Here is a 12017-nt window from a genome sequence, read left to right on the forward strand (position 1 = left end):
CCCAAAGTGCTTACGGAGCCAGGGAGTTGGCGTGACCGTCCCCAACTCCGGCTGATCTCGGCGGAGTTGAGGCAGGGGTTGGGGCAGAGGGCGGGGCTAGATCTCGCCCCGGAGCTTGGCGAGGGCTTCGGCGAGGATCGCCTCGCCGTCGGCGTCGCTGCGCCGCTCGCGGACGTACGCGAGGTGGGTCTTGTAGGGCTCGGTGCGGGGCGGTGCGGGCGGGTTGTCCTGGTCCTGGCCGGCCGGGAAACCGCAGCGGGGGCAGTCCCACGTGTCCGGGACCTGCGCGTCGCTGGCGAAGCTCGGCTGAGTCTCATGCCCGTTGGAGCACCAGAAGGAGATGCGCAGTCGGGGCGCGGACTCGCCCCGCTCGGCCTCGCCCATCGGCCCCGCCCCGACCCGGCTTCCTCGGATCGCGTTGCCACTTGCCACGGTCGTAACTCCCTGCGTGATGGTGCCGCGAAGCGAGTCGGCGTTTCGCTTCATCGCGAGCGCCTTAGTCTACGTAAGGCCCAACGCGCGTCCAGTGATTGGAGTTACCGCCCCCACAACAAGACGCAAGCCCCATGATAGGCCGCACCCAGGGGCGCGTACCGAACATGGGGCCTTACGTGCGTCATGTGCGTACGGCGTCAGCTGGTCGTCTTCATCAGGATGCCGAGGACGACGATGCACGCGAACCAGAGCAGACCGATCACGATGGTGATGCGGTCGAGGTTGCGCTCGGCGACCGAGGAGCCGCCGACGGAGGACTGCATGCCGCCACCGAACATGTCGGACAGGCCGCCGCCCTTCCCCTTGTGCATCAGCACCAGCAGCATCATCAGCAGGCTGAAGACGATCAGGGCGATGGAGAACCCCAGAACCACGGCTGGACCAACTTCCTCGGATTCGGACGATGACGGGGACCGTGTCCGCTTTCAGGCTGTCCAAATTCATGGACACGATCCCCGCAAGGGTACGACGGATCGCGCCTAGGGCCTACTCACTGGTCCCGGAAGCGCACGATCTTGACGAACTCGTCGGTGTCGAGGGAGGCCCCGCCGACCAGCGCGCCGTCGATGTCGGCCTGCGCCATGATCTCGGCGACATTGCCGGACTTCACCGAACCGCCGTACTGGATACGGACCTTGCCGGCCAGCTCCGCGTCGTACAGCTCGGCGAGCTTGGCGCGGATCGCGGCGCAGACCTCCTGGGCGTCGTCGGCGCCGCAGACCTTGCCGGTGCCGATGGCCCACACGGGCTCGTAGGCGATGACGATCGTCTCGGCCTGCTCGGCCGGGAGGTCCTTGAGGCCGCCCTCGACCTGGGCGAGGGTGTGCGCGACGTGGTCGCCCGCCTCCCGCACCTCCAGCTCCTCGCCGACGCACATGATCGGGGTCAGCCCGTGCTTGTAGGCCGCCTTGACCTTGGCGTTGACGATCTCGTCGGTCTCGGCGTGGTACTGGCGGCGCTCGGAGTGGCCGATGGCCACGTACGTGCACTTCAGCTTGGCGAGCATCGGGCCGGAGATCTCGCCGGTGTAGGCGCCGGAGTCGTACGCCGAGATGTCCTGGGCGCCGTACTTGATCTTCAGCTTGTCGCCGTCGACCAGGGTCTGCACGGAGCGCAGGTCGGTGAAGGGCGCGAGGACGGCGACCTCGACGGCCTCGTGGTCCTTGTCGGCCAGGGCGAAGGCGAGCTTCTGGACGTGGGCGATGGCCTCGAGGTGGTTGAGGTTCATCTTCCAGTTGCCCGCCATCAGCGGCGTGCGGGTGGTCATGGGGGTCAGTCCTCCAGTGCGGCGAGACCGGGGAGCGTCTTGCCCTCCAGGTATTCGAGGGAAGCGCCCCCGCCGGTCGAGATGTGTCCGAACGCGTTCTCGTCGAAGCCGAGCGTGCGCACGGCGGCGGCGGAGTCTCCACCGCCGACGACGGTGAATCCGTCCGAGTCGATGAGGGCCTGGGCGACCGCCTTGGTGCCCGCGGCGTAGTCGGGGTGCTCGAAGACGCCCATAGGACCGTTCCAGAACACGGTCGCGGCGTCGGCGAGCCTGGACGCGTACAGTTCACCGGTCTTCGGGCCGATGTCCAGCCCGAGCTGCCCCTCGGGCATCCGGTCCGCGTCGACGGCGGTGTGCTCGGTGGGCGCCTTGGCCTTCAGGTCGGGGAAGCCGGGGGATACGACGACGTCGACCGGGACGACCAGCTCGACGCCCAGCTTCTGCGCGCGCTCCAGGTACTCGGTGACGGCCGGGATCTGGTCCTCCTGGAGCAGCGAGGTGCCGACCTCGTGGCCCTGGGCCTTGAGGAAGGTGAAGGCCATGCCGCCGCCGATGAGGATGCGGTCGGCCTTGCCGAGCAGCTGGTCGATGACGGCGAGCTTGTCGGAGACCTTGGAGCCGCCGAGCGCGACGACGTAGGGGCGGGCGACGTCCTCGGTGAGCTTCTTCAGGACGCCGACCTCGGTGGCGATGAGGTAGCCGGCGTAGTGCGGCAGCCGGGCCGGGAGGTCGTAGACGGAGGCGTGCTTACGGTGCACGGCGCCGAAGCCGTCGCCGACGTAGACGTCCGCGAGGGCGGCGAGCCGGTCGGCGAACTCGCCGCGCTCGGTGTCGTCCTTCGCGGTCTCGCCGGCGTTGAAGCGGAGGTTCTCGACGACGGCGACCTGGCCGGGCTCCAGGCCGTCCACCGCGGCGTGGGCGGCGGGGCCGACGGTGTCCTGGGCGAAGGCCACGGGGGCGCCGAGGAGTTCACCGAGCCGCTCGGCGGCGGGCAGCAGCGAGAACGCGGGGTCCGGGGCGCCCTTGGGGCGGCCGAGGTGCGAGGCGACGACGACCTTGGCGCCGGCCTCGGCGAGGGCCCGGACGGTCGGCAGGACGGCGCGGATCCGGCCGTCGTCGGTGATCAGGCCGTCCGCCAGCGGGACGTTGAGGTCGGCGCGGACGAAGACACGCTTGCCTTCCACTCCGGCGCGCAGGAGGTCGTCGATCGTCTTCATGAGGTCTCCAGGTCGTACGGGTGCGGTGACGTGCGGCAGGGCCCGGGCAGCGCCTCTTCGCTTGCTGCCCGAGCCCTGCGGCTCACATCTGTGCGGTGCCTTGCCTGTGTCAGGCGGTGATCAGAGCTGGCCGCCGACGAAGACCGTGAGGTCGACGAGGCGGTTGGAGTAGCCCCACTCGTTGTCGTACCAACCGAGGATCTTCACCGAGGTGCCCTCCTGGACCATGGTCAGGGAGGAGTCGAAGGTGCAGGAGGCCGGGTCGCTGACGATGTCCGAGGACACGATCGGGTCCTCGGTGTAGAACAGGATGCCCTTGAGGTCGCCGTCCTCGGAGGCCTTCTTGAACGCGGCGTTGACCTCGTCCTTGGTGACCTCGCGCTCCAGCTGGACGACCAGGTCGGTGGCGGAGCCGGTGGGGACCGGGACGCGCATCGCGATGCCGTCGAGCTTGCCCTTGAGCTGGGGCAGGACCAGGGCGGTGGCCTTCGCGGCGCCCGTCGTGGTCGGGATGATGTTCTCGGCGGCGGCGCGGGCGCGGCGCAGGTCCGAGTGCGGGAAGTCCAGGATGCGCTGGTCGTTGGTGTACGCGTGGACCGTCGTCATCAGACCCTTGACGATGCCGAAGTTCTCGTCGAGGACCTTCGCCATCGGGGCCACACAGTTGGTGGTGCAGGAGGCGTTGGAGATGACGTGGTGGTTGGCCGCGTCGTACTTGTCCTGGTTGACGCCCATCACGATGGTGATGTCCTCGTCCTTGGCCGGAGCCGAGATGAGGACCTTCTTGGCGCCGCCCGCGATGTGCTTCTCGGCGTCGGCCTTCTTCGTGAAGATGCCGGTCGACTCGATGACGATGTCGACGCCCAGCTGGCCCCACGGGATGTCGGCGGGGTTGCGCTCGGAGAGCACCTTGATGGTGTGACCGTCGACCGTGATGGTGTCTTCGGTGTGCGTCACCTCGGCCTTGAGGCGGCCCAGGATGGTGTCGTACTTCAGCAGATGTGCGGTGGTCGCGGTGTCACCGAGGTCGTTGACAGCCACGATCTCGATGTCAGCACCCTGTTCCAGCAGCGCGCGGAAGTAGTTGCGGCCGATGCGGCCGAAGCCGTTGATGCCTACGCGGATCGTCACGAACCGATCTCCTCGTTGGTGCGCCGGCCTTCGTTGCCGGCGAGCTGTGTTTGGGATGTCCCCGACCAACCCCGACCCTACCTCTCCCGGAGGGCGGCAGTGACATCGAGTCGGGCCATACACGGCGAGGCTGCGCGTACCTGACGGTAGGGGGCGTTCTCTCTCAAATGATCCGGGGGGCTGTCCGATGAGCGGGGGTGTGGGAGGGGGTGTGGGAGGGGGCCTCGGTGGGGGGCTCGTGGGGGGCAGCAAAGAGGCGTCGTTCACGGGTGAACGACGCCTGTACGCCCCGGTGTTGGAGCCTTCCGGTGGGTTCTCTCAGCCCGCCAGGTTGTCCGCCATCTCCTCGCTGATGTTGGCCTCGGTGCCCGGGACCCCGAGGTCGGACGCTCTCTTGTCGGCCATCGCGAGCAGCCGGCGGATGCGGCCGGCGACGGCGTCCTTGGTGAGCGGGGGGTCGGCGAGGGCGCCCAGTTCCTCCAGGGAGGCCTGCTTGTGGTCCATGCGCAGCCGGCCGGCAGCGGCGAGGTGCTCGGGGACCTCCTCGCCCAGGATCTCCAGCGCGCGCTGGACGCGGGCGCCGGCGGCCACGGCGGCGCGGGCCGAGCGGCGGAGGTTGGCGTCGTCGAAGTTGGCGAGCCGGTTGGCGGTCGCGCGGACCTCGCGCCGCATCCGGCGCTCCTCCCAGGCCAGCACCGACTCATGGGCGCCGAGCCGGGTGAGCAGCGCGCCGATCGCGTCGCCGTCGCGGACGACGACCCGGTCCACACCGCGCACCTCGCGGGCCTTCGCCGCGATCGACAGCCGGCGGGCGGCGCCGACCAGTGCCAGGGCAGCCTCGGGGCCGGGGCAGGTCACTTCGAGGGAGGAGGAGCGGCCCGGTTCGGTGAGCGAGCCGTGCGCCAGGAAGGCGCCGCGCCAGGCGGCCTCGGCGTCGCAGGTGGCCCCCGAGACCACCTGCGGCGGCAGCCCCCGGATCGGCCGGCCCCGGCCGTCCACGAGCCCGGTCTGCCGGGCCAGCTGATCACCGCCGGCGACCACCCGTACGACGTAGCGCGAGCCTCTGCGCAAGCCCCCCGGAGCCATCACGATCAGCTCGGAGCTGTGGCCGAAGATCTCCAGGATGTCCCGCTTGAGCCGGCGGGCCGCCATCGCCGTGTCCAGCTCCGCCTCGATCACGATGCGCCCGCTCACCAGGTGGAGGCCGCCCGCGAACCGCAGGATGGCGGAGACCTCCGCCTTCCGGCAGCAGGTCCGGGTGACGGGTAGCCGGGAGATCTCGTCCTTCACCGCTGCCGTCATCGCCATGGGCCGATCCTTCCATGCATCCGAAAAATACGGTCGTACGCGGCGGCCAGCAGCTCCGGATCATGCCGCGGAGTCCCGTCCGTGCGGGCCACCGGCGCCAGCTCGACCGCGGCCCCGAACGGTTTGGCGGCGTCGGTCAGCAGGGCACGGTCGGGCACGGCGGCCTCGTCGGCCAGCACCACGTCCAGGGCGAGTTTAGGGGCGTGTCGCCCCAAAACCTCCAAATGACGCTGCGGTGAGAAGCCATCGGTTTCCCCGGGCTGCGGGGCGAGATTCAGCGAGAGCACCCGGCGCGCCTTGGTCTCCGTGAGCGCCGCGAGCAGCTCGGGCACGAGCAGGTGCGGCATGACCGAGGAGAACCAGGACCCGGGGCCGAGGACCACCCAGTCGGCGTCCCGCACCGCCTCCACGGCCTCGGGCACGGCCGGCGGGTCGTTCGGCACGAGGTGCACCGACTGCACCTCGCCGGGGGTGAGCGCGACGGTCGCCTGGCCGCGGACGGTGTCGACGTCGTCGGGCCGCTCCGGGTCGTGCCCCTTGACCAGGGCCTGGAGCTCCAGCGGCACCGCCGACATGGGCAGCACCCTGCCGTGCGCCCCGAGCAGCTTGCCGACCAGGTCGAGCGCCTGGACATGGTCGCCGAGCTGCTCCCACAGGGCGACGATCAGCAGATTGCCGACCGCGTGCCCGTTGATCTCGCCCTGCGACTGGAAGCGGTGCTGCACGACCCGCGCCCAGGTCTGCCCCCAGTCGTCGTCCCCGCACAGCGCGGCCAGCGCCTTGCGCAGATCGCCGGGCGGCAACACACCCAGCTCGTCGCGGAGCCGCCCGCTGGAGCCGCCGTCGTCGGCGACGGTGACGACGGCGGTGAGGTCGCCGGTGATCCGGCGCAGCGCGGCGAGCGAGGCCGACAGGCCCATGCCGCCGCCGAGGGCGACGACCTTGGGCTGGGCGCCCCGGCGGCGCGGGCGCGCCCCGCGCACCTCACGCGCCTCGCCCCGCCCGCCGGCCGCCCCCCTGCGCAGCCGGCCCAGCCGCGGAGTACGTCCTGTCATTCCCGTCCCATGTCCCGGTGCACGACCACCGTCTCCACGCCCTCGGCCGCGAGCCGCGCGGCGAGCTTCTCCGACATCGCCACGGACCGGTGCTTGCCGCCCGTACAGCCGACCGCGATGGTCACGTACCGCTTGCCCTCGCGCCGGTAGCCGGCCGCGATCAGCTGGAGCAGTTCGGCGTAGTGGTCGAGGAACTCCTTGGCGCCGGGCTGGTTGAGGACGTACGCGGCGACCTCCTCGTTGAGCCCGGTGTAGGGGCGCAGCTCCGGGACCCAGTGCGGGTTGGGCAGGAAGCGCATGTCGACGACGAGGTCGGCGTCCACGGGGAGGCCGTACTTGAAGCCGAACGACATGACGGTCGCCCGCAGTTCGGGCTCCTCCTCGCCGGCGAACTGGGCGTCCATCTTGGCGCGCAGCTCGTGGACGTTGAGGCTGGAGGTGTCGATCACCAGGTCGGCGTCGCCGCGCAGTTCGCGCAGCAGCTCCCGCTCGGCGTCGATGCCGTCGACGATGCGGCCGTCGCCCTGGAGGGGGTGCGGCCTGCGGACCGACTCGAAGCGGCGCACGAGCGCGTCGTCGGAGGACTCCAGGAACACGATCCGCCGGGTGACGTGCTTGGACTCCAGGTCGGCGAGGGATTCGCGGAGGTTGTCGAAGAACCGCCGGCCGCGGACGTCGACGACGACGGCGATGCGCGCCACGTTGCCCTGCGAGCGGGCGCCCAGCTCCACCATGGTGGGGATCAGGGCGGGCGGCAGATTGTCGACGACGAACCAGCCCAGGTCCTCCAGGCACTTGGCGGCCGTGGACCGGCCGGCGCCGGACATCCCGGAGATGATCACCAGCTCGGGGATGGCCGCGTCGGGGACGCCCGGCGTGGATGTGTCGGTACTCACCTGTGCTCCGTCTTTCTGGGGTTCCTGCTCGGTCATGTCTCGTGCCCCCGTTCCTCTTCTTCCATGATCTCTCCCGTGGCTGTGTTCACCGCGGGAGCCGCCGGGGCCGCGCCGGCGAGGGCCGCGGCGACGGTTTCGGCCGTCTTACGTCCTATGCCCGGAACCTCACAGATCTGGTCGATCGTTGCGGAACGCAGCTTTTTCACCGAGCCGAAGTGCTTGATCAGGGCCTGTTTGCGGGTGTCCCCGAGGCCGGGCACCTCGTCCAGCGGGCCCGCGCGGAAGCGCTTGGCCCGCTTGGTGCGCTGGTAGGTGATCGCGAAGCGGTGCGCCTCGTCGCGGACGCGCTGGAGGAGGTAGAGGCCCTCGCTGGTGCGGGGCATGACCACCGGGTCGTCCTCACCGGGCAGCCAGACCTCCTCCAGCCGCTTGGCGAGGCCGCACACCGCGATGTCGTCGATCCCGAGCTCGTCCAGCGCTCTCCTGGCCGCGGCGACCTGCGGCCGGCCGCCGTCGACGACGAGGAGCTGGGGTGGGTAGGCGAACTTCTTGGGGCGGCCGGAGTCGTCTTTGAGGGCGTCCAGGGGGGGCAGGTCGTCATCGGTCGCGTCGGTGGCTGTGGCGTCGGTGGCGTCCCACTCACCGGTGCGCTCCTTCTCCGCGAGGTAGCGGCGGAAGCGGCGCGTGATCACCTCGTGCATGGACCGGACGTCGTCCTGCCCTTCACCGTGCCAGAGTTGCGTGTCTCCGACACGACCCTTGATCTGGAAGCGGCGGTACTCGCTCTTGCGGGCCAGCCCGTCCTCGAAGACGACCATGGAGGCGACGACGTCGTCCCCCTGGAGGTGGGAGATGTCGAAGCACTCCACGCGCAGCGGGGCACTGTCGAGCCCGAGGGCGTCGGCGATCTCCTCCAGGGCGCGGGAGCGGGTGGTGAGGTCGGAGGCGCGCTTGGTCTTGTGCAGCACGAGGGACTGCTGCGCGTTGCGCGCGACCGTCTCCATGAGGTCCTTCTTGTCCCCGCGCTGCGGGATGCGCAGGCTGACCTGGGAACCGCGCCGCGCGGCGAGCCATTCCTGGACGGGCTCCACGGGCTCCGGAAGTGCGGGAACCAGCACCTCCTTGGGCACCGCGTCGCCGGTCTCCTCGCCGTAGAGCTGCTGGAGGGCGTGCTCGACGAGCCCGGCGGTGGTGACCGCCTCGACCTTGTCCGTGACCCACCCGCGCTGTCCGCGCACCCGGCCGCCGCGGACGTGGAAGATCTGCACGGCCGCCTCCAACTCGTCCTCGGCGACGGCGATCAGGTCGGCGTCGGTCGCGTCGGCGAGCACGACCGCGTTCTTCTCCATGGCCTTCTTCAGGGCCTCGATGTCGTCACGCAGCCGGGCCGCCCGCTCGTACTCCATCTCGTCGGCCGCGGCCACCATCTGCTTCTCCAGCCGGCGCAGGTACGTCCCCGTACGGCCCGTCATGAAGTCGCAGAACTCCTCGGCCAGCGCGCGGTGTTCGTCGGCGGAGACCCGGTCCACGCAGGGGGCGGAGCACTTGCCGATGTAGCCGAGCAGACAGGGCCGCCCGGTGCGGGAGGCGTTCTTGAACACGCCCGCCGAGCACGTCCGTACGGGGAAGACCCGCAGCAGCAGGTCCACGGTGTCGCGGATCGCCCACGCGTGCGCGTACGGGCCGAAGTAGCGCACGCCCTTCTTCTTGTGCCCCCGCATCACCTGGACCCGGGGGTACTCCTCGTTCATCGTCACCGCGAGGTACGGATAGCTCTTGTCGTCCCGGTACTTCACGTTGAACCGGGGGTCGTACTCCTTGATCCAGGAGTACTCCAGCTGGAGCGCCTCGACCTCCGTGGACACCACGGTCCACTCCACCGACGCCGCCGTCGTCACCATCGTCCGCGTGCGCGGATGCAGGCCGGCCAGGTCCTGGAAGTAGTTCGCCAGCCGCTGGCGCAGGCTCTTGGCCTTCCCGACGTAGATCACCCTGCGGTGCTCGTCACGGAACCTGTACACCCCCGGGGAGTCCGGGATCTCACCCGGCTTGGGGCGGTAGCTGGAGGGATCGGCCATACACCCCACCCTACTGGCGCCCACTGACACTCCGACGGCCCCGCGGACAACACACGGACCGATCTCCGCGATCTTCTCCCCCACGGTCCGCCGGACGCCCCCGGGCCGCACCCCGATCAGGTCACGGACCCCGCTCCGGCGCCCTGTCCCCGCCGCGTTCCGGTCACTTCACCGCCGCCCCTCCACCCCCTCTGGTCCACCCCGTCACCGTGCTCCCCCTTGGCCCCGCCCCCTCCGGGCCCCGCCGGTCCCCGGGGACCCGACTCGGCCACCCGCCGGACAGCCCCTGCCCAAGGTGTTGTCGGGGCTAGGTCAACACGCTTCAATGCGGGGGAACTCGGGGCCGTGAACGGCTCCGTACAAGTGAACCGTAGGGAGAGGGAGAAGGCCGCCCGGCGCACGCCGGACCGGTCCCGAACCACACGCGAACGGCCTGACCAGCCGTTGTTTCACAGAAAGGCCCCTGCATGCCGCACGCCACACAGCACGCGGAAGCATCCGGCGCAGCCGCGGAACTGGACACGGCCCTGCGAGGCGGCCCCTTCCACGTCGCCCTGCGGGCCGCGATCGCCGCGCGCGGACTGCCCTTGCAGCGCGTCCAGCACCATCTCTCCCGACATGGCGTCAAGGTCGGCGTCACCAGCCTGAGTTACTGGCAGCAAGGCGCCCGCCGCCCCCAGCGCCCCGAGTCCCTGCGCGCCGTCCGCGCCCTGGAGGAGATCCTCCATCTGCCCGAGGAGTCCCTGATCCGGCTGCTCGCGGAGGCCGAGGACGACTCCCCGGTCCACGGCCGGCCCGCGACCCGCTCCTACCGCGCCCTCCTGCACGCCACGGACGTCATGGAACGCCTCCTCGCCGAACTGGGCTCCCCGTCCGACACCGGCCTGCACACGCTCGGCCACCACGAGCGCGTCCGCGTCGGCGCCCACCGCGAGCTCCTCAGCCGCGAGTCGCACCACATCGTGCGCGCCCACCGCGACGGCGTCGACCGCTTCGTCGCCGTCCACCACGGCGATCCCGGCTGCGTCCCGGACCGGATGACCGTGCACGCCCTGGAGAACTGCCGCACCGGCCGCGTCCTGCGCCACCACGACACCGGCATCCTCGTCGCCGAACTCCACCTCGGCACCCGGCTGCACCCCGGCGACACCTGCCTCTTCCGGTACGCCGTCGAGGACGGCACCGCCGGGGCGTCCCGCGAGTACGCCCGTGACGTCAACCTCGCGGGCGGCCAGTACGTCCTCCAGGTCCAGTTCGACGACCTGGCCCTCCCCGCCCGCTGCCACCGCTTCACCCAGCACTCCCCCGCGGCCCCCCGCACAGGCCGCCGGCCGCTCACTCTCACCGGCCACCCTCACTCGGTCCATCTGGTGGAGCCCCGGGTCCGGACGGGGGTGGTGGGGATCGGGTGGGATTGGGATTGAGGGGCGGGGAGCCGGACTCCGGGAGCGGACGGGCCGGCATTTACCGTCCCCCGCCGGATGGGATACCTTCCCGGCCGTACCCGACCTCGCGGTCCCGGGACGGGGGCCAGCCGCAGGAGTCCCCGGGGAGCCGCCCTTTCAGTCCCCACCCCCGTCCGCCAGAGAGGAACCGCCCCGTGATCGTCGTCACCGGTGAAGCCCTGATCGACCTGGTCCCCCTGGGACCGGGTGCCCTCGCCGGGCTGCAACCGGCGCTCGGGGGCGGGCCGTTCAACACCGCTGTGGCCCTGGGCCGGCTCGGCTCCCCCGTCTCCTTCCTCTCCAGGGTCTCCACCGACGCCTACGGCGAGGCTCTGCTGGACGGGCTGCGCACGGCGGGCGTGGACGTCTCCCCCGTGCAGCGCGGCCCCGAGCCGACGACCCTCGCCGCGGCCACGCTCGCGGAGGACGGCTCGGCCGCCTACTCCTTCTACGTCGGCGGCACCGCCGACCGCCTCTTCTCCGCGCCCGCCGAACTCCCGCACGGCACCCGGGCGATGGCGTTCGGCACCTGCTCGCTGGTCCTGGAGCCGGGGGCGAGCGCCTATGAGGAGCTGATGCGGCGCGCCTTCGCCGAGGGCCTGTTCACCCTGCTGGACCCGAACATCCGGCCCGGTCTGATCGAGGACCCGGACGCCTACCGGGCCCGCTTCCACAGCTGGCTGCCCCATGTCTGCCTCCTCAAGCTCTCCGAGGAGGACCTGCTGTGGCTGGGCGCCACCCCGGCCGAGCTGCTGAAGGCGGGTCCCGCCGCGGTCGTCGTCACACACGGCGGGGACGGGATGAGCGCCTTCACCCAGATCGGGAAGGGGTACGCGGTGCCTGGGGAGGAAGTCGACGTCGTCGACACCATCGGGGCCGGGGACACCGTGAACGCGGCGCTCCTGCACGGACTTTCGCAGCTGCACGCCCTCTCTCAGGACGGGGTGACCACCTTGGGCCGCGACAGCTGGCTCCGGCTGCTGGGCTTCGCGGCCCGGGCGGCTGCGCTCACCTGTTCCCGCGCGGGAGCGGAGCCGCCGTACGCCGCGGAGCTGGGCGAGGGCTTCTGACCGAGGGGGCTGCCGGGGCGGGGCCGGCTTCTGTTTCGTCTCCACTGTGCAGTTG

General features: G+C 71.0%; 11 protein-coding genes. 2 read left to right on the plus strand and 9 right to left on the minus strand.

Going from position 1 to position 12017, the window contains the following annotated elements:
• Positions 1–96: 96 nt before the first annotated feature.
• The 9 genes from ACYUD3_RS16815 to uvrC all read right to left on the minus strand — a co-directional run bounded on the left by ACYUD3_RS16815 (position 97) and on the right by uvrC (position 9447).
• Entirely contained in the window at positions 97–432 is a 336-nt protein-coding gene (locus ACYUD3_RS16815) for an RNA polymerase-binding protein RbpA (RefSeq protein ID WP_073952427.1), read from the minus strand.
• 200 nt (positions 433–632) lie between these two features.
• A complete protein-coding gene (gene secG, locus ACYUD3_RS16820) occupies positions 633–869 on the minus strand; it encodes a preprotein translocase subunit SecG (protein WP_470970230.1) in 237 nt (78 codons plus the stop codon).
• A 116-nt stretch (positions 870–985) separates the two neighbouring features.
• Positions 986–1762 carry a triose-phosphate isomerase gene (gene tpiA, locus ACYUD3_RS16825; protein ID WP_470970232.1) on the minus strand — a complete coding sequence of 259 codons (777 nt, stop codon included), beginning with the start codon at positions 1760–1762 and terminating at the stop codon, positions 986–988.
• A gap of 5 nt (positions 1763–1767) precedes the next feature.
• Entirely contained in the window at positions 1768–2979 is a 1212-nt protein-coding gene (locus tag ACYUD3_RS16830; RefSeq protein ID WP_470970235.1) for a phosphoglycerate kinase, read from the minus strand.
• Between the two features lie 120 nt (positions 2980–3099).
• Positions 3100–4110, minus strand: a complete 1011-nt coding sequence (gap, locus tag ACYUD3_RS16835) for a type I glyceraldehyde-3-phosphate dehydrogenase (RefSeq protein ID WP_470970237.1) — start codon at positions 4108–4110, stop codon at positions 3100–3102.
• A gap of 318 nt (positions 4111–4428) precedes the next feature.
• Entirely contained in the window at positions 4429–5418 is a 990-nt protein-coding gene (gene whiA / locus ACYUD3_RS16840; protein WP_470970240.1) for a DNA-binding protein WhiA, read from the minus strand.
• A complete protein-coding gene (locus tag ACYUD3_RS16845; RefSeq protein ID WP_470970242.1) occupies positions 5409–6473 on the minus strand; it encodes a gluconeogenesis factor YvcK family protein in 1065 nt (354 codons plus the stop codon). Before ACYUD3_RS16845 ends, whiA begins: the two co-directional genes overlap by 10 nt.
• On the minus strand, positions 6470–7405 hold the full coding sequence (gene rapZ / locus ACYUD3_RS16850; protein ID WP_470970245.1) for an RNase adapter RapZ: 936 nt from the start codon (positions 7403–7405) through the stop codon (positions 6470–6472). Before rapZ ends, ACYUD3_RS16845 begins: the two co-directional genes overlap by 4 nt.
• Entirely contained in the window at positions 7402–9447 is a 2046-nt protein-coding gene (gene uvrC, locus ACYUD3_RS16855; protein ID WP_470970247.1) for an excinuclease ABC subunit UvrC, read from the minus strand. Before uvrC ends, rapZ begins: the two co-directional genes overlap by 4 nt.
• 467 nt (positions 9448–9914) lie before the next feature.
• Here uvrC and ACYUD3_RS16860 point away from each other — a divergent pair, with 467 nt between their 5' ends.
• Both ACYUD3_RS16860 and ACYUD3_RS16865 read left to right on the plus strand, forming a co-directional pair.
• On the plus strand, positions 9915–10871 hold the full coding sequence (locus ACYUD3_RS16860) for a hypothetical protein (RefSeq protein WP_470970250.1): 957 nt from the start codon (positions 9915–9917) through the stop codon (positions 10869–10871).
• Between the two features lie 176 nt (positions 10872–11047).
• Positions 11048–11962, plus strand: coding sequence for a carbohydrate kinase family protein (locus tag ACYUD3_RS16865; RefSeq protein ID WP_470970252.1), 915 nt, complete (start codon positions 11048–11050; stop codon positions 11960–11962).
• Positions 11963–12017 lie beyond the last annotated feature (55 nt).

The organism is Streptomyces sp. AMJ-169 (assembly GCF_055597585.1).

Excerpts from the sequence above, each read along its gene's own strand:
- ACYUD3_RS16830 (WP_470970235.1), bottom strand. The coding sequence starts at position 2,979 with ATGAAGACGATCGACGACCTCCTGCGCGCCGGAGTGGAAGGCAAGCGT.
- ACYUD3_RS16845 (WP_470970242.1), bottom strand. The coding sequence starts at position 6,473 with ATGACAGGACGTACTCCGCGGCTGGGCCGGCTGCGCAGGGGGGCGGCC.
- tpiA (WP_470970232.1), bottom strand. The coding sequence starts at position 1,762 with ATGACCACCCGCACGCCGCTGATGGCGGGCAACTGGAAGATGAACCTC.
- uvrC (WP_470970247.1), bottom strand. The coding sequence starts at position 9,447 with ATGGCCGATCCCTCCAGCTACCGCCCCAAGCCGGGTGAGATCCCGGAC.
- rapZ (WP_470970245.1), bottom strand. The coding sequence starts at position 7,405 with ATGACCGAGCAGGAACCCCAGAAAGACGGAGCACAGGTGAGTACCGAC.
- ACYUD3_RS16860 (WP_470970250.1), top strand. The coding sequence starts at position 9,915 with ATGCCGCACGCCACACAGCACGCGGAAGCATCCGGCGCAGCCGCGGAA.
- whiA (WP_470970240.1), bottom strand. The coding sequence starts at position 5,418 with ATGGCGATGACGGCAGCGGTGAAGGACGAGATCTCCCGGCTACCCGTC.